Genomic DNA, 17563 nt, shown 5'->3' on the forward strand with positions numbered 1-17563 from the left:
GCGTCTTCCCGCTTGAAGATGAATTATCAGCGGACTGTAAGAAGTTCACTAATAGCGTCGGCGAAGTCGTCGTAGCCGCTGCGCGCCGCTCGTAGGCGGGTAGCTTCGGTGAGTGCAGCAGTGCGGGCGCGGGCGTGGGTCTGTGGCTGTTCGGACCATTTGTGCATGTGGGCAGCAACTGCGGCACCAACAGCGGCATCTTCCCCTACTGGCACGAGAATTCCGGCCTCTGTGTCGGCCAGGACTTCATGCTGTCGCGGCAGATCGGTGCTGATTACTGGCAGTCCGCACGCAAGGTATTCGCCGAGCTTACTTGGCATCGCCTGCTGGAAGGCCGGGGTGTCAGCGAGAAGTACTAACCCTGCCCAGGCTCCGCGCGCTATCTCCCATGCGGCGTGTGGCGGGCGGCGTCCGTGTAGGCGGATTCTTTCAGCTAGGCGGCTGTCGCTATCGAGAGTGGCGGTGAGTTCTTCTGCGTCGGCGGGCGCTACTGGCCCAACGATGTCCAAAGTCCAGTCCGGAGCCAGACGTAGCGCTTCGATCATTGCGAATAAACCTCGGGAGCTGCGTACATCACCGATATACACGGCCCGGGGTTTGGCGTCGGGGTCGGCGGGGTCTGGCAGGAGAGCCGGTACGGGTTCGTTGCGCAGAACAAGTCGGTTTCGTGCCTCCAGTGGGGGTACGTGATCGTCAGCGACGAGGGTCAGCGCGGCGCGTTTGGCGATGGTGGTGAATGCTTCTACGACACCGTTTCCGACGATGCCGGGTATTCCTGCCGCTTTGCTTGCCCATGGCCGGTCACGCAGGAGGGCTGCGTAGTCTTCATGAATATCGACGACAAGAACTCGCCCGGAAGACATGACGATGGTTCCTGCAGCGACTGCTGAGTCAGGGTCGAGGGTGACTAGGACACGTCCACCGGCCGAAGCGGCCATCCTGGCCGCCAGTGGGGCTCGGGCGATGATGTGCGGGCGTTTCCAAGTTCGCACAGATGCACAGGTGGGGCCGTCTGCGGGGTCACCGAGTCCGAGAACTTCCACGGACATGCCGCGGGCCACCAGGGCCTGCACTTCACGATGCAGGCGGGCATCAGCGACATCGTGACCGCTTGTCACGAAGGACACGTCGTAGGAAGAACGCATGGTCCACGTTTACCAGGTGAGCGGGGGCGGAGCGAACCTGTCGGTAGTATCCGCCCCCCTGCTCGATGGTCATGAAGTCAGATTTCGTCCATGGTTGCAGGTGTTTTTCCGACCTTGACGAATTCGGTGTAGGCGTCGATGCATTCCTCCGGGGAGGCGTGCATCATGATGCGTCCCTTGTGCAGCCAGATGGCGTCATTGCACATTTCTTTGATGCTGGACAAACCGTGAGAGACGAGGAACATTGCTCGCGCGGAAGCACGCAGTTCGGCCATTTTCGCGTTGGCTTTGGCGCGGAAGGTGGCGTCACCGGTAGATAGCGCCTCGTCGATCATGAGGATGTCGGGCTTCATGTGCACTGCCACGGCGAAGGCTAGGCGGGAGTACATACCAGAGGAGTACGTGCGCATGGGTGCATCAATGAAGGCACCCAGTTCGGCCCATTCGGCAACTTCTTCGGCCCGTTCTTCTACTTCCGCGCGTGACAGGCCTGAGGCAAGCCCACCGAGGATGATGTTTTCGCGCCCGGAAAGCATGCCGTTGAATCCGACACCGAGGGCCAAGAGAGTGCTGGCTCTACCCCACACCTCGATTTGCCCGTGGTTGGGTGGGAGGATCCCGGCGATGGCGCGTAGGAGGGTAGATTTTCCTGCTCCGTTGGCTCCGATGATGCCTATGGCAGTGCCGTTGGGAACATCGAAGCTGATGTCGTTGATCGCGTTGACTTCGATGACTGCGCGTTCGCCTCGTCCGGCACGGACGATGGCGTTTTTGAACGTTGGCACTCGCTCGAAGGTGGTGCGGTAGGTGATGTGCAGGTGCTGCACTGAGACTGCCAGGTCGGTGCGGCCGGTGTTGTCGCGCAGCTGCTCTTTTTCACCGCGGTAGCGGATTGAACCGGTTTTGGCGCTTTTGCCCGAGCGCATAGAGAAAACGCCACCGACAAGTGCCTCGCTGTTGCTGCCGGGTTTAGCTTCGGAAGCTGCGCGCTCAGCAGATGCTGCGCGGGCTTTTTCCTGTGCGGCGAGCTTTTGTGCCTCGCGGTTGTTTTGTTCCTCGGTCATTTTGGCGCCTCCGTCGGTACCAGGGCCCGGTGTTGCGGGGGTGTTATCAGAGACGGACAGCGAACTCACGCTCCCTCGACAAGAAGAAGAACGAACCGGCGGCGACAGATACCACGCTCCATCCGATGGCCATGAGCCACAAGTCGAGCGAAGGAACGACGCCTTCTTGAAGTACCTGGTTGTACCCACCAATGAGGGAGTACAAGGGGTTGAAGGGGATGAGAGCTTTCATGACCGGGTAGCGGTCAATGAGGTCCACCGTCCACAGCACGGGAGATACGTACAGCCAGATTCGCATGATGTATGGCAGGAAGCTGCTGGTGTCACGGAAGTACACCTGTGCGGTGGAGAAAAGCGCTGCGAGCCCAAAAGTGAAAAGGGTGAGCAGGGCCAGGAAGATCGGGGCAACGATGAAGGTGGCCCAGGTGAAGGGATTCCCGGCTGTGATGTGGAAGATGAAGTAGACGGGGATGGTGGGTAGGAACCGGAAGAGGGCGGTGCGCACCGATGTCATGGGCAGCAGAAGCCGTGGGAAAGAGGTGTTTACCACCATTTTTCCTGCTCCGGTGACGGAGGAAGCTCCCTGCAGTACTGCGCCTTGGAAGTAGTAGAAGACGAAGATGCCACCGGTGATGTGGGCTAAAAGGCTGGGTTGGTATCCCTTGCGTTGCAGCACGGTGACCAGCATGAAGTAGACCAGGGCAAGCAGAAGGGGGTTGATGACGAGCCATGCCTGTCCGAAGAAGGTCATGGTGTTGGCTGCGCGCATCCCCGCTCGGGAGTTCGCTACGGCGAACTCTTTTCTCTCCCAGAGGTCTTTGAAGTAAACCTTGAGGTTGGGAAGTCCTGCACGATGCGGCTCGTATTTGTGGTACGGGACCGCGTCGGCGCGGATGATGGATCCATCGACAGCTCTGGTGACGGCGCGACCCGCCTCTTGTTCGACCGAGTCAGAACTCACCGGCTACTCACCTTTCCGCGTGCTTGCTCGTGTGTGTGCACGCAATGTTCTTACTGCTCTGGCCATTGGTTCCCGAACTACGCGCGCGGTGGTGTGTTGCGTTTTCGTTGTCGGGGGGAGGTGGGGTGGTGTGGCTCCTGAGAGAGAGTCGTACACCGATAGGAGGGCTGCGCCGTCACTTTCCCAGCTGAGTTCGTGTTGTGCGGCTTGCACTGATTGGCACAAGTCGGAGTATTTGGCGATGGCTTCTCGGGTGGCCTGGACAAGGCTGTCTGAGTTGCCGGGGGTGTAGAGGGTACCAAGGTTGTATTTGCGGACGACGGCGGCGAGCTCACCGATGTCGGAGGCAACCATAGGCACTCCAGCGCGGACGGCGTGGAAAAGTTTGTTGGGCAGGGCAAGCTCGTGGTTTTTCCAGCCGGGGGCAAGGGCTACCAGGACCAGGCCACATTTTCGCAGGTGCGCGTCGACTTCGTCGGGGCTGGTGGGAGCAACGATGGTGGCTGCTCCGGTGTCGTGGCTGTTGAGCCAGGTGTTGTCCACTGGCCCCATGAGGCGAACCTCTATTCCTTCATTAGTCAGCGTTGTTGCGGCTGCTGCGGCAGTTTCGAGTTCGCGGTGGGCTCCGATACGTCCTGCGTAGATGATGCCGTGAGGTTTTTCGGGTAGATCGGGCAGGGCGGCGGTGATGTCTTCGGGCAGGGAGGGGAAAGAGTTACGGACCGTGGTGATGTGTGGCCAGTTGTTTTCTTTGTATTGCTGCCGCAGGGCCTCAGCGACGCCATCTCCGACGGTGATTACGGCTGCCGCCATAGCTGCGAGTTCACCTTCGAGGCGTCGCTCGTGTGCGTCTTGCAGTGGTGTGGGGCGGTATTCGCGGGAGCGTCCTGACCAGAACTCGTGGGTGTCGTAGATCAGCGGCACGGCGGCGTGTGCAGCAATCCTGACCCCCGCTTCCAGTGAGGTGAAGTCGTGGGCATGGACTACGTCGAATCCATCACCGTTGGTGGCCAGCTCGTGCGCGATATGTTCAGCGGCTTCACCAAATCTGGCGAAGGTGGAGTTGCGGTGAGTGGGGAGCATGACCCATCGAGCGAAGGCCATGGGGGGTGAGAGTTTACGGCCGGAGAGGGATTGGGCTCCTTGTTTGCGGAGCACGGAGGAGGCTCCGACAGAGGAGATGGTGACGCCAGGAGGCGGCACGAAGTCGCCGGGCACATTTTTCCCAATGATGTGAACGGTGTGGCCGGCTGCGACGAGGGTTGCTGCTTCTTTGAGGACGCGAGCGTCAGTGGCCACCGCAGTGGCCACGATCATGAGACTTTTCACCGTTGATCAAGCGTAGTCGCCGTGGCGCCTTCTTCGTTGTGCGTGGGAGAGACTTCGCGTAGTTCCTTTGGGCTGGTAATAAATCCGATGCCCCAGGACCAGTGCATGGTGGCGAGAACCGCAGGAAGGGTGGCGCGCACTTTTAGAGGTTCACCGCGGCTGGTTGAGAGGGATCCAGCCGTGATTCCAGCGAGGTAACCAGCGGGAACGATCCAGGCTGGATGCCATACCGTTCCCAAAACAGTGGCTGCGACGGTGCCTAGGACCATGGCAGGGGGCGCCAGGTAGCGCAGGTTGATCGTGCCTTCATGGGTGGCTGCCACGACTCTGCGCCACCGTCCATAGTTGCGGTACTGGGTAGCCAGGGCAGAGAAAGATCCCCTGGGGCGGTAGGTAACGGACAAGGCGGGGGTGAACCACACTGTTCCGCCTGCTTGGCGGATGCGGTGGTTGAGTTCCCAGTCTTGAGCGCGGGTGAAGTGGGGATCGTATCCGCCTGCTTTCTCAAGGGCTCGGCGACGGAAAACACCGAGGTAGACAGTGTCGGCAGGGCCGGCTTCTCCCCCGACATGGAAACGGGCGTTGCCAACACCGATTTTGCTGCGCATGGCGCATGCGACAGCTTTCTCGAAAGTGGTTCGCCCTTGGGCGTTCATGATGCCGCCAACATTGTCGGCGCCGACGCGTAGCAGTTCGGCAACAGCTAAGCGGATGTAGCCCTCGGAGAGTTCAGCGTGTCCATCTACGCGCACGATGATGGGGTGGTGGCTAGCGGCGATGGCCGCATTGAGTGCATCGGGGGTACGCCCTGAGGGGTTGTCGACGACGGTGACGCGTTCATCGGCAGCAGCGAGCGCGGCAGCGACCTCAGCGGTACGGTCTTTGCTGGGTCCGACTGCCAGGATAACTTCCACTTCGCCTGGGTATTCCTGAGCGAGCACTTGTTGTACGGCAGCCTCCAGGTGGTTCTCTTCGTTGAGAACCGGGATCATGACAGTGACTGGTGGCCAGCTTTCTTCAGGGGTGAATTGCCCTAGAGCATCGGCCGGTGGCGTTGAGTGCGTTGGGTTTTGGTTGCTCATCGAACTCATCCTGCCGAACACACAGCTGCGAGATCCTCGGTCATGCCGGTCGAGGCGCTGCTGGAGCCACTAGGGCGGGGTGATGCGGTTGTGGTGGAGCGAGAACCGCGGGTGGGGTGTGCACTGCTCGTGCTGCTGCCGGTGGCGCGCTGTTGTCCGGGAGCACCGGGGATGTTTTCTCCGCGGGGGGAGATGACGTTGTCGTTCTTGAGGCCGTTGGTGGAGTGAGGGCTGTGGCTTGCTGATGCGCGGGGGGTCGAGCTAGCTCGGGAGGAGGAGCTTGCGGATTGTCCAGCGCGTTCGGTCTTGGCGATAGCTTCAGCGACTTTGTTGCGGATCACCTGGGGATCGTATTTCCAGGGGTTAATGATCGGCGGGGTGAAGTTGACGCTGGTCATTTTCTGGTCGCGGGCTTTGATTGCCAGGTCGCTCATGGTGCCTAGTTGGGAGGCAGGAATGTCGGTGCCGAGGGTGCTTCCGGCAGCGCCAGCAAGTTCTTGGTATTTGGTGATGACTGTTGCTGGGTCGAGCTGGTGGAGCATTGAGGTCATGACGCATTGTTGGCGTTGCATGCGCTCGTAGTTGCTGGAGCCCTCGCGGGAGCGGGCGTACCAGAGGGCGTGATATCCGTCGAGGTGCTGGTGACCGGGCTGGATGTACCCCTTGATGCGGGAGGTTCCGCCGCCGATGGGGGTTGCTTTACGGACGTCAACATCGATGCCGCCGACGGCGTCGATGAATCGTTGGAATCCTTTGAGGTCGACGAGTGCGTAGTACTGAATGTCGATACCGGAGAGGGATTCGATGGCTTCTTTGGTGGCTAGGACGCCGACGTCTCCGGAGTTTGCGGGGAATTTGGAGGCGTTTTGGTGGGCCCAGGTGTAGAGGCCGTTGAGGAGGCATTTGTCGCCGCAGTTCCACCCTTGGGGCATGAGCCTGCTCATAGTGGTTCCGGGGCGGAAGTTGATGTTTTCGGTGTCGCGGGCGAAGCCGAACATGGCGGTGCGGCCGCTGTCTGCGTCGATGCTGGCGAGCATGATGGTGTCTGGGCGTAGGCCTTCACGGCTTGCGCCTGAGTCGCCGCCGAGCAGGAGAATGTTGTAACGGCCTTGTACTGGTTTAGCGGCCATTCCTGTGCCAAACATTCCAGAAACAGCAGAGGCGCCGACGCGGATGACGTTGGCGCTCCAGGTGAGTGTGCCGCAGGAGATGACCATAAGCATCGCGGCCAAAAGTGAGACCCCGAGGCGAGTTCGTTTGGGGAGGGTGCCTGGACGGCTGAGGCGGACGGCATCGATGAACAGCCATGCCCAGCCGATGGCGCAGGCTAATACGACCGCTGCGAGTCCCCACAGCACGGGTGGCCTCGCGAAGGTGTTGATAACGAAGGCTCGGTTGTAGAAAAACAGACCGATAATGACTGCGGCGGCGAGCACGAACAGGATGAGTAGGCGTATGACGAACCGCCCCAGTCGTTTGTTGCCGCCTACAAGCTGGGCGCTTCCCGGCGCGAACTGGGTTAACCAGATGAGCGTGTAGGCACGGCGACGGCGCACGGCTGCCGTTGCCGTGTCCGGCGACGACAACGCCTCGGTTCCGCCGCGGCCCACTAGGGACTGTTCCTCGGATGTGCGCTTGGGGTCACTGGTCATAATGAAACTAGTATCCGCACAAAGACCGTATGTATCCGAAAGTCCCGCTGAACGTCTTCCGAGAATGGGGTGGACGCAGCCCCCCTATGTCGTGTATTAGACGCGCAGTTTTTGTGGAATTTACCTCTCTCTGTAGTGCGCTAGAGGCTAAGCAGTGCTTGAGATGACAGGGCAAAGAAAAAATATGCTCGGAGTCTTTCGTCAGCGTATGGCGCATTTTTAACCGGAAGTGTCCCGTCTCTGCCGAGGCTAAAGCTGCGCTTTTGAGGCGCAGCTAGCTGCGCCTGGAGCCTGTTTGTCTTGCATTACGTGGCGTCATCAGCACCCGTTTCAGTGACTTCGCATCGAAAGATGCAGACCAAAAAACACCCCATCGATGACGTACATCTATGCCCCACAGCATTTTTCGCTGTACGTGAACTCGCGTGGTGGGTACGTGTTGGCAGGACTACCTGGCCTCGATTGCTCTTTCTTTACTTCTACTCATTTTCGTAGATCGGCGTGGCGGGGAGCGGCTCACTGACGCCTAGAGGGCGGTCTCCCCAGTGCGCGAGGCTCCATTGCCCTGGTTTGCCGACAATGTCGACCGCCGCTGTGTTGGCAAGTGAGTTTTTTACGACGTAGTCGAATTCGACTCCCCGGACGAACATGGCGGTCCAGCCACGTATCACCGCGCCATGGGAGAAGACAACAGCCGTTCCATCTTCACCCACGTGCTGATAAATCTCCTCTAGAACCTGGTTGTAACGATCTGCCACGTTTTGTCCGGTTTCACCATTGACTTTGCTGGTTGTGAAGTCGTCTTTCCAGCTAATAAGCATCCCGTGATAGCTCTCCAGTGCCTCCAAGTCGCCTCGCATTTCGAGATCTCCAGCAGAGATTTCGCGCACTCCCTGGCGGATCCATGGCGTGAGGTTGCGCTGGGCGGCTAGTGGTGCCGCTGTTTGCTGAGTGCGCACGAGGGTGGAGGTAACGATGAGGTCGATGTCGACATCAGCAAGGGCTGCGGGGATGGCATTGGCTTGCTCTATCCCCAAGTCGGTCAGATCTGCTCCGGGCTCTGCGGTATCCAGCAGCATGTCGATGTTGGAACTGGTCTGTCCGTGGCGGATGAGGATGAGGCGCATGCGCTCATTCTCTCCTGTAGGCCTGAGGATGAGCTAGGCGCTGTTGCGGTTTCAGCTTCGTGAGTCTTCAGGATCATCGTGCGGCAGGGCGGAGAATTTCTCTACTGCTTTGACGCTGCCGGAAATGATGAGTTCATCGCCGCGGTGGGCGATCGTTTCGGACTCGGCGTAGGTGAAGGATTCTCCTTCGCGTTTGATACCAACGATGGTGATGCGGTAGCGCGAACGGATATCTGAGCGCGAGAAGGGCACTCCCCACAAAATCGCAGGCGCGGTGGTGCGGGCGAGGGCGTACCCCTCGAATTCGAGGTAGTCCGAGAGCGATCCGACGATTTGATGGGCAACGCGTTTGCCCATGTCACGTTCGGGGTAGACGACGTGGTGGGCCCCGACGCGTTCGAGGATGCTGCCGTGTTTGTCGGTGACTGCTTTTGCCCAGATCTCTTCTACGCCAATCTCAGATAGAGACAGGACGGTTAGGACGCTGGCTTCGATGTCGGTTCCGATGGCGACAACGGCTCGGTCAAAACTGCTGACGCCGAGTTGATTGAGGGCTTCACTGTCGGTGGCGTCGGCTTGGACTACGTGGGTGAATTCACCAGCGAATCGCTGGACTAGGTCAGCATCAGAGTCAATGGCCATGACTTCTTTTTCCATTTTGACCAGGCTTTGGGCTACTGAAGAGCCGAAGCGCCCCAGGCCGACGACGAGGATGGATTCAGGTTCGCGTGCCATTCGGCGAGGCCACATATGGTTCTCCTTGGGTTGGTGTTATGCCGTGTGCGTCAGCCGACGATGGGCGCTTCGTTGGGTAGGTGGTAGTGGCGTTGTCTGGTGCGCAGCGCCAAAGCGGAGGCAACAGTGACGGTGCCGACACGTCCGATGAACATCAGCACCATCAGGAGTACCTGCCCCCCTGGGGGCAGGTCAGGGGTGATGCCCAGGGATAGTCCACAGGTGGCGAATGCTGATACCACGTCGAAGAGTACGGCGATGAGTGGAAGTTCAGTGAGTGAAACGAGGATGACGGCGCTTGCAGTAACGACGCCGACTGATAGGAGCGCGATCGCGAGGGCTTGTCGGATGGTGGCATTGGAGACGCTGCGGTGCCCGACGGTGACATCGTGTTCGCCGCGAATTTCGGCGAGGATCACAAAGGCCAGGAGGAAGAAGGTGGATACTTTCAGGCCTCCGGAAGTTCCTGCAGATCCTCCACCGATAAACATCAGGACGATGGTTGCAACGGTGGACTCGTCAGTGATTTGGGCGTAGTCAACAGCGCTGAATCCTGCAGAGCGGGGCATGATTCCTCCGGCGAGGGCACCATTGATCTTTCCCATCACATTAAGTGGGCCCAGTGTGCCGGGGTTGTTCCATTCGAAAAGCGCGAAATAGCTCACGCCAACAACCATGAGGAAAAGGAACCCCCAGAAGGTCAGCCGCATATGGACGCTCCAGTGGTGGGGACGTCGCCATTTGTTTTGCAGCTCGAATAGGACGGGGTAGCCAAGGCTGCCGAGGATGATGAGCAGGAACAGCGGCCACATAATCCAGGGGTCACCGACATACTTAACCAACCCGGCGTCGGGGGTGAACCCTGCGTTAGTGAACCCCATGGCGGAGTAGAAAAAGCCGTGGAGTACAGCACCGCTGAAGGGTTCCCCGCGAATGAGCAGCCGGATGGTAAGGATGATGCCGGCGAGGATTTCGAGGGTGAGCATGACAGCGGCGATGCGGGTGATAACGCGGCGCACTTCACCGAGGGTGCGGGTTTGTTTTTCTGTTTGAGCGACGAGAGTTCCGGTTAGGTCCAGGCGGCCGTTGATGGCTAGGGCGAACAGTGTGGCCGCAGACATGATGCCGAACCCGCCGAGTTGGGTAAGGACGATGATGACGGCTTTACCGAAGGGGGTCCAATAGGTCGCGGTGTCGACGACGGTCAGGCCGGTGATACAGGTGGCAGAAACGGCCGTGAAGGCCGAGGCGAGGTAGTCGACTTCGCCTGGGTGAGAGATCGGTAGAGCCAGTAGTGCTGTCCCGAGGGCCATGAAGAGGATGAATGCCACGGGGACGAGGCGGACTGGGGAGGCGAGCCATCGTCCTTGTCGACGCCAGAGGCTAACCACATGTCCTCCTGGGGGTGCACGGCGTGTGCCGCTTGCGGGGGTGCCCGCGCATCCCGTCACCACCTTTTCGCCCTGTCGAGGTTCCCGCGTGCGCGGGTCTTTTCGATTGTGCCAGCAGATAGTGGGGCTCTTCACCCTGGGTTGCAGCAGCGGAGTTGGCTTGGCATTGCTCAGGGTGGTTTGTGGAGCCAAGAGTGCGCAGGGTCGTTAGATAGGGGCGGCTTTTAGGGGGTTGACCGGCACAGATGCCGCCGTTTTGCTGCTTGGCCTGTTTGTCACATATGCTTCTTCATGTCCTCGCGGGGCCAACCGGAACTTAATCCGGTGCAGTTCACTGCATCAGAGATAAAAGACCTGGTAGAAACCGTAAGGAAAGGGTCCCCATCGTCTAGCGGCCTAGGACTCCGCCCTTTCACGGCGGCAACACGGGTTCAAATCCCGTTGGGGATGCGCAGAAGAGCTGATTGGCACGAAGCACACACGATGTGCTTAGATAAACTAGTCGCTCAGAGCAACACAGCAAAGAACTTGCTGATGAGAAGAGATTCTCGGAAGAAAGTTCAATGCAGTCTAGGCCCCGTAGCGCAGTTGGTTAGCGCGCCGCCCTGTCACGGCGGAGGTCGCCGGTTCGAGCCCGGTCGGGGTCGCCAGTTCTTTTGGCAATCGCTCTCTTGATCTCTTGAATCAAGAGAGCGATTCTGTACCAGCCACTCTGTATGGCAAGAACTGACAGGAAAATATTCCTGCGGCCAGGTAGCTCAGTTGGTACGAGCGTCCGACTGAAAATCGGAAGGTCGGCGGTTCGACCCCGCCCCTGGCCACAAACAAGCCCGAGATCACATTCCATGATCTCGGGCTTTTTCATGCCCTTACAGCATCACCATCAGCAGAGAACACGGCGCTCACGCAGTCACAGCCAACAGCGCAAACGAAACCAACCAGTGAGTTGCCATGAAATCGCCAGCAACAGTCGCCTCCTGCGCCGAAGCAACCTGCTCAGCGGTCGCCACACGAATACGCCGCTCAATCTCACCCCCCACATACGGCCCCAACCGCCGCAACACTGCCGCCCGAGACAACGCCAACCCATACAAATGAGCACCCTTGCCATCAGCAGGATCGGACACCTGCGGCACCTCCAATAACGAACACCCCTCCTGCCCCAGCCCCGGAAGAAAATCAGCCAACCACCCAACAAACTCATCCTCCGGAAGAATCCGGCGCATCAAATCCGCCTCCGTCAACGCAGGGGACAAAAAATCAGAACCGCCAGGCTCCCACGCCACCGGATAATCCCAATCCTTCCCAAACCAGGCACGCCCACGCTCCACCACCAACGACCGCAACCCCCGATCGCTGCGAACCACCCCGCACGCCGACATCACATCCAACGCATCCAGCACTAACCCCATCCCAAAAGCCACATTCGCGTGCTCACCCGAACGCACCGGATACACCAACCGCGGCAACCACTGCCTCACCAGCTCAAACACAACATCCAACAACGGCCTACTCGCCCTAGCCCACTCCCTTGCCCCAGGGACCCCCGCGCTCTGCGCCTCAAATGCAGCAGCCACCAACATCGCCGCCCAACCCCACCCATACGGCCGCTCAAACCACGGATGCTCCCGCAAATACGCGACCTCAACTGCGATGTTCTCCGGGGTCAACCGCTCATCCAACAGCCTCACCAACCCCGCCCGCTCAGCCTGCGGCAAATCCACCAACGTCAACAACCGCAACGCAGACCACTGCATATGACACGACGAATGCCAATCCAAAGCCCCATAAAAAGCTGGATGCAACACATGCGGAGTCACATCACAATCACCCCGTCCCGCAGACATATGCGACGACGCATAGGGAAACTCTGTACCCACCACGTCAGGCACAGTCCGTGCCCACTGCACCGCATACAACGAACGCCAATCAGAAGTCACAACACACCTGCCAATCCAACGAAAACACCCAACTAGCTACACCATCAAAAACAAACGACGTACATAATCACCACGTTGCACACTCATACCAACACCGCAGTCGGAGCCTGCGCCTTAATCGGACCGTACTTATCCCGCAACTCCAGCAAAGCCGCTGGAACCAGATTGAAATTCGCAGCCATCGGCGTCACCAACGTTCCACAAAAACCAGCCAACATGCCCATCGCAAAAATCGGCGCCGGATCGCCCCCCATCTGCTCCACCAACAACGGCCACCCCACCGCAGCAGTCATCACTGGAAAAGCCGCAAAAGCATTCCCCATAATCATCGTGAAAACCGCCATACCCAGGCAATACACCACCAACGCAGGCAACAACATGCCCCGCGGCAACACACTATCTGTCAGCGCCCCAACAGCTTCCCCTACCCCAGCAGCAGCAAACAACATCCCCAACGTCGCCAAAAACTGCGGCAAAATCACCGACCACCCAATATGACCCAACAACCGATCCGCCTCACGGAACGGCGCCATCACCGACCGCACCCGGAACAAAGGAAACGCCACACACAACGCCACCAGCGAAGCCACCCCCAGCCCAATCACCGTCTCCGACTTCGGCTGCAGCAACGGCTGCCCACCCACATACACCTTCGCCCCCACCGTCGCACACACCCCAGCCACCACCGGAATGATCAACGTCGGAACAAACAACGCATTACCAAAACGCCGCGCACCTGCAGCACGCTCAGCACACGTCGACGTTTCCACCGAGCCCTTGCCCGGAAACCCCGCAGCCGCCAACAACGCCAACACAATTACCACCACCCCCTCCACAAACGCAGGTGTCCCTGTTTTCTCCACCTGACCACCAAAAGCAAACGCAAACGACAACAACGCCCAAAAAGCGAACCCACCAAAACGCTTCTTATCCTCCTTATCCCCCAACCGCACAAACGCCACCACCAAAAACAACGCCGCAACAACCCAAATAAACCACTCAAACTGAATCACCGCCGCCCCGCACCCATCAGCGACCACCCTCCGAATCAACAGAATCAGCACCAGACTGCGCCAACGCCGAAACCTGCCGATCAAAACGCAGCATCCGGAAACCATGAATAACCAACGCACACAAACCCGTCGGAATTGCCCACAAGGCAATCTCCAACGCATCCAACTGCAACCCATACGTGCTATCCACAAAGCCCGTAATCAACAGAATCGACCCCATCGCAAGGAAAATATCCTCACCAAAAAACAACCCAACATTGTCCGCCGAAGCAGCAAAAGAGCGAATCTTCTCCCGCATCGCCCCATTCACAAACCCATACTTACGCTGCGCCGCACCCTCAGCCATCGGCGCGACAATCGGCCGCACCGCCTGCGCAGGACCACCAATCGAATTCAACCCCAACGCCGCCGACACCTGACGAATCGCCAAATACACCGCCAACAAACGCCCCACCGTCATCCCCCGCAAACGCCCCATCAAAACCCGCGCCTGATCCTGCAACCCCATACGCTCCACCAACCCGATCACCGGCAACGCAATCACAAAAATCGTCACCTGACGCGAACCAGCAAACCCCGACCCAAACGCCTCCACAATCCGCACCGGACTCATCCCCGCAACCACGCCAGCCACCACCCCAGCAGCAGTCACCACCAACATCGAATTCACCCGCAAAGCAAAACCAACCACCACCACAACAACCGCAACCAAAACCCACATACAGCAACACCTCAACCCAAAAAGGAAACCGGACACCCCACCCCACACAGACACCGCACAAACCCCGACGCCTGCCCGGACCCTACGAGCTCAACACCCCGCTGCCAAGCCCCCAACACCACCGAAAAACACCGCACACCAAAAAACTCACCTATTGACAACACATAACGGTGATAAACAATGTGCCCATGCCGAACCAACCCACCACCATCGACCTCAACGCCGATCTCGGCGAATCCTACGGACACTGGAGGCTCGGCAACGACACCGCCCTACTCAACATCGTCACATCCGCCAACGTCGCATGCGGCTTCCACGCCGGAGACCCCACCACACTCCTAACCACACTCACCAACGCAGCTCACCACGGCATTAGCGTCGGCGCACAAGTCTCCTACAACGACCTCCCCGGCTTCGGACGCCGCTTCATCGACGTCCCACCCACCGACCTCAAAGCCGACATCCTCTACCAAATCAGCGCCCTCGACGGCCTCGCCCGCACCGCCGGCACCCACCTGTCCTACGTCAAACCCCACGGCGCCCTCTACAACGCCATCGTCCACCACGAACCACAAGCCCGCGCCGTCATCGACGCCCTCACCGCCTACCCCCCTGCCCCTACTCACCCTCCCCGGATCTATCGCCAACCACATCGCCCAATCCGAAGGCATCACCACCTACCACGAAGCATTCGCCGACCGCGCCTACACCAACGAAGGCACCCTCGTACCCCGCACCCACCCACACGCCCTCCTACACGACCCCCACCACATCGCCGAACGCATCACCCACCTAGCCACCACCGGAACCATCACCAGCATCGACGGCACCAACATCCACATCAACCCCCACTCCATCTGCATCCACGGCGACACCCCCAACGCCGTCACCATCGCCACCCACATCCGCACCCACCTCGAACAAGCCGGAATCACCCTGCAACCCTTCACCACCAACCACCCATGAAAGCCACACTCCACCCCGTCGGCGACCGCGCCATCCTCATCGACCTACCCGACGAACACACACGCCGCGCCCTCGACACCGAACTACGCCAACGCCGCACCCACGGATGGCTCAACAACACCATCATCGAACAAATCCCAGCCGCCCAAACCATCCTCCTCCGCCTAGCCACCCCCACCGACACCGCCGCCCTCGCCACCGAACTGCGCCACCTCCTCCCCACCCTCACCCCCACCAACCACACCACCACCGAAACAACCACCACCGAAACAACCATCCCAGTCACCTACAACGGCGAAGACCTCCACACCCTGGCCCACCACCTAAACACCACCCCCACCGAACTCATCACCTGGCACACCCACCGCCCCTGGACCGTCGACTTCTGCGGATTCATGCCCGGATTCGCCTACCTCACCCGCCAACCAGACCCCAACAACCACCTCGACACCACCCCCATACCCCGCCACCACACCCCCCGCACCCGCATCCCCGCCGGATCCGTAGCCCTCGCCGCACACTGGAGCGCCATCTACCCCCACCCCTCCCCTGGCGGCTGGCAACTCATCGGACACACCACCCACCCCATCTGGAACATCCACACCACCCCACCAACAACCCTGCGCCCAGGACAACACATCCGCTTCCAGGAAACCCGATGAGAACCATCACCATCACTCACCCCGGCCCCCAATCCACCCTCCAAGACCTCGGCCGCCCCGGCCACGCCGACATCGGCATCCCCCACAGCGGCGCCGCCGACCGAGCATCCGCCCAACGCGCCAACCGCATCCTCGGCAACCACGAAAACGCAACCCTCATCGAAAACATCCTCGGCAACCTCACCCTCACCACCCACCCCCCCCATCACCTTCACCGTCACCGGCGCCCCCACACCCCTACACATCAACAACACCCCCGCCCCCACCGACACCCCCATCTACGCCCCCACCAACAGCACCATCCACCTCGGCACCCCCACACACGGCCTACGCACCTACCTCGCCATCAACGGCGGCATCCACGCCCCCACCACCCTCGGCAGCACATCAACCAACCCCACCGCAGGCATCGGCCCCGCCCCACTCACCGCCGGAACCCACCTCACCCTCAACCCACCAACCGGCACACCCACCTGGAACACCCCACCCGACGTCACCCACGCCCGGGGAACCCCACACACCGCACGCGTCATCCTCGGCCCCCGCGACAACTGGTTCACCTCCCACGCCATCACCACCCTGTTCACCACCACCTGGACCACCACCCCCAACCTCGACCGCATCGGCATCCGCCTCACCGGAGCACAACTACAACGCACCCACACCAAAGAACTCCCCTCCGAAGGCACAATCCGCGGCGCCATCCAAATCCCACCCAACGGCGAACCAGTCATCTTCCTCGCCGACCACCCCGCCACCGGCGGCTACCCCGTCATCGGCGTCATCAACGACACAGACACCGACACACTCGCCCAAGCCCGCCCCGGCGACACAATCCGATTCACCCCACAACCACCACCCTTTCCGCGCGACATACTGTGAAAACGTGACCACCCCCCTACCCAACACCCCCGCCCCCGACAACCCACCCGGAAAACTCGTCATCATCCGCCACGGCGAAACCTCCTGGTCCAAACTCGGACGACACACCGGACTCACCGACATCCCCCTGACCCACCACGGCGAAGAACTCGCCCGCCGCGCAGGCGCCCTCGTCAAGGACTACAACTTCACCCTCATTCTCTCCTCGCCCCTCCAACGCGCCCGACGCACCGCCGAACTGGCCGGACTAACCCCAGAAATAGAAGACCTCATGGTCGAGTGGGACTACGGCGGCTACGAAGGCCGCACCACCGGATCCATCCGCGAAGAACTCGGCTACAACTGGACCGCCTTCACCCACGGCGTCATCCGCGGCGAAACACCCGGAGAAACCGTCGAAGAAGTCGCAGCCCGCGCCTCCCGCGTCCTCACACGCGCTCTACCAGCCATGACACGCGGAGACGTCGCCCTCGTAGCCCACGGCCACTTCCTACGCATTCTCACAGCCGTCTTCCTACGCATGGCCCCCCGCTTTGGATCAGCCCTCACCCTCGACGCAGGCTCAGTTAGCGTTCTGGGCTACTACCGCGAAGCACCCGCCATCCTTGCGTGGAACCACGGCCCCACTTTGCCTCGAACACCCTGCGAATCGTAAAAAATCCACCACCAAATCCACCCCTACTGCCACCGAAAGTACAGCTAATACCCACGCCTGAGCAGAAGAATCTACTGAGAAGACAAGTAACACCAAACAAAGCACGATACACCTTCTCTTTTTCCATAAAAATAAAAATGTTTTTAACACTTGTCCATGTCGATCGACCATTCACTCTCACGATTACCTAAAGACCTCAGAAAAGTTGATAAAAATACATGTCGACCTGGACACTTGA

At 59.9% G+C, this 17563-nt stretch carries 15 protein-coding genes, 3 tRNA genes and 2 pseudogenes; 8 read left to right on the forward strand and 12 right to left on the reverse strand.

Features of this window, described 5'->3' with window-relative positions; all coding sequences use genetic code 11:
• Positions 1–26: 26 nt before the first annotated feature.
• From CKV89_RS11000 to CKV89_RS11040, 9 genes are all read right to left on the reverse strand, one after another.
• Complete coding sequence (locus tag CKV89_RS11000; RefSeq protein WP_028326711.1) at positions 27–1145, reverse strand: glycosyltransferase; 1119 nt, start codon at positions 1143–1145, stop codon at positions 27–29.
• 77 nt (positions 1146–1222) lie between these two features.
• Positions 1223–2209, reverse strand: coding sequence for an ABC transporter ATP-binding protein (locus tag CKV89_RS11005; protein ID WP_197697054.1), 987 nt, complete (start codon positions 2207–2209; stop codon positions 1223–1225).
• 46 nt (positions 2210–2255) lie between these two features.
• A complete protein-coding gene (locus CKV89_RS11010) occupies positions 2256–3170 on the reverse strand; it encodes an ABC transporter permease (protein WP_231935394.1) in 915 nt (304 codons plus the stop codon).
• Between the two features lie 3 nt (positions 3171–3173).
• Positions 3174–4487, reverse strand: a complete 1314-nt coding sequence (locus tag CKV89_RS11015; protein ID WP_231935395.1) for a glycosyltransferase — start codon at positions 4485–4487, stop codon at positions 3174–3176.
• An 8-nt stretch (positions 4488–4495) separates the two neighbouring features.
• Entirely contained in the window at positions 4496–5491 is a 996-nt protein-coding gene (locus tag CKV89_RS11020) for a glycosyltransferase family 2 protein (protein ID WP_051277391.1), read from the reverse strand.
• Positions 5492–5586: 95 nt separating this feature from the next.
• On the reverse strand, positions 5587–7233 hold the full coding sequence (locus CKV89_RS11025) for an LCP family protein (protein ID WP_084440877.1): 1647 nt from the start codon (positions 7231–7233) through the stop codon (positions 5587–5589).
• Between the two features lie 479 nt (positions 7234–7712).
• Complete coding sequence (locus tag CKV89_RS11030) at positions 7713–8360, reverse strand: histidine phosphatase family protein (RefSeq protein WP_034400442.1); 648 nt, start codon at positions 8358–8360, stop codon at positions 7713–7715.
• 51 nt (positions 8361–8411) lie between these two features.
• Positions 8412–9095 (reverse strand): potassium channel family protein, encoded by a 684-nt coding sequence (locus CKV89_RS11035; RefSeq protein WP_028326714.1) that lies wholly within the window; start codon positions 9093–9095, stop codon positions 8412–8414.
• A gap of 50 nt (positions 9096–9145) precedes the next feature.
• On the reverse strand, positions 9146–10486 hold the full coding sequence (locus CKV89_RS11040; RefSeq protein ID WP_028326715.1) for a TrkH family potassium uptake protein: 1341 nt from the start codon (positions 10484–10486) through the stop codon (positions 9146–9148).
• A 377-nt stretch (positions 10487–10863) separates the two neighbouring features.
• Between CKV89_RS11040 and CKV89_RS11045 the strand changes: the two genes are divergently transcribed.
• The 3 genes from CKV89_RS11045 to CKV89_RS11055 all read left to right on the forward strand — a co-directional run bounded on the left by CKV89_RS11045 (position 10864) and on the right by CKV89_RS11055 (position 11307).
• Positions 10864–10936, forward strand: a tRNA-Glu gene (locus tag CKV89_RS11045).
• 123 nt (positions 10937–11059) lie between these two features.
• Positions 11060–11136: transfer RNA gene (locus CKV89_RS11050), tRNA-Asp, on the forward strand.
• A gap of 97 nt (positions 11137–11233) precedes the next feature.
• A tRNA-Phe gene (locus CKV89_RS11055) sits at positions 11234–11307 on the forward strand.
• A gap of 81 nt (positions 11308–11388) precedes the next feature.
• On the opposite strand, the gene CKV89_RS11060 is transcribed toward CKV89_RS11055, so the two are convergent.
• The 3 genes from CKV89_RS11060 to CKV89_RS11070 form a co-directional block, all read right to left on the reverse strand.
• Entirely contained in the window at positions 11389–12426 is a 1038-nt protein-coding gene (locus CKV89_RS11060) for a DUF2891 family protein (protein WP_051277214.1), read from the reverse strand.
• Positions 12427–12509: 83 nt separating this feature from the next.
• A complete protein-coding gene (locus CKV89_RS11065) occupies positions 12510–13439 on the reverse strand; it encodes a DUF979 domain-containing protein (protein ID WP_084440941.1) in 930 nt (309 codons plus the stop codon).
• Between the two features lie 16 nt (positions 13440–13455).
• Entirely contained in the window at positions 13456–14160 is a 705-nt protein-coding gene (locus CKV89_RS11070) for a DUF969 domain-containing protein (RefSeq protein ID WP_028326718.1), read from the reverse strand.
• A gap of 188 nt (positions 14161–14348) precedes the next feature.
• Between CKV89_RS11070 and CKV89_RS11075 the strand changes: the two are divergent.
• The 5 genes and pseudogenes from CKV89_RS11075 to CKV89_RS11090 form a co-directional block, all read left to right on the forward strand.
• A pseudogene (locus tag CKV89_RS11075) lies at positions 14349–15021 on the forward strand (LamB/YcsF family protein); the annotation flags it as partial.
• Positions 15022–15122: 101 nt separating this feature from the next.
• Entirely contained in the window at positions 15123–15788 is a 666-nt protein-coding gene (locus tag CKV89_RS11080) for a 5-oxoprolinase subunit B family protein (RefSeq protein WP_028326719.1), read from the forward strand.
• Positions 15785–15928: pseudogene (locus CKV89_RS12730) on the forward strand (hypothetical protein); the annotation flags it as partial. The gene CKV89_RS11080 and the pseudogene CKV89_RS12730, both read left to right, overlap by 4 nt.
• 103 nt (positions 15929–16031) lie before the next feature.
• A complete protein-coding gene (locus CKV89_RS12735; protein ID WP_407919593.1) occupies positions 16032–16670 on the forward strand; it encodes a 5-oxoprolinase subunit C family protein in 639 nt (212 codons plus the stop codon).
• 4 nt (positions 16671–16674) lie between these two features.
• Entirely contained in the window at positions 16675–17325 is a 651-nt protein-coding gene (locus CKV89_RS11090; RefSeq protein WP_028326722.1) for a histidine phosphatase family protein, read from the forward strand.
• Positions 17326–17563: the final 238 nt, after the last annotated feature.

This window comes from Dermatophilus congolensis, assembly GCF_900187045.1.
In the GTDB taxonomy this organism is placed as follows: domain Bacteria; phylum Actinomycetota; class Actinomycetes; order Actinomycetales; family Dermatophilaceae; genus Dermatophilus; species Dermatophilus congolensis.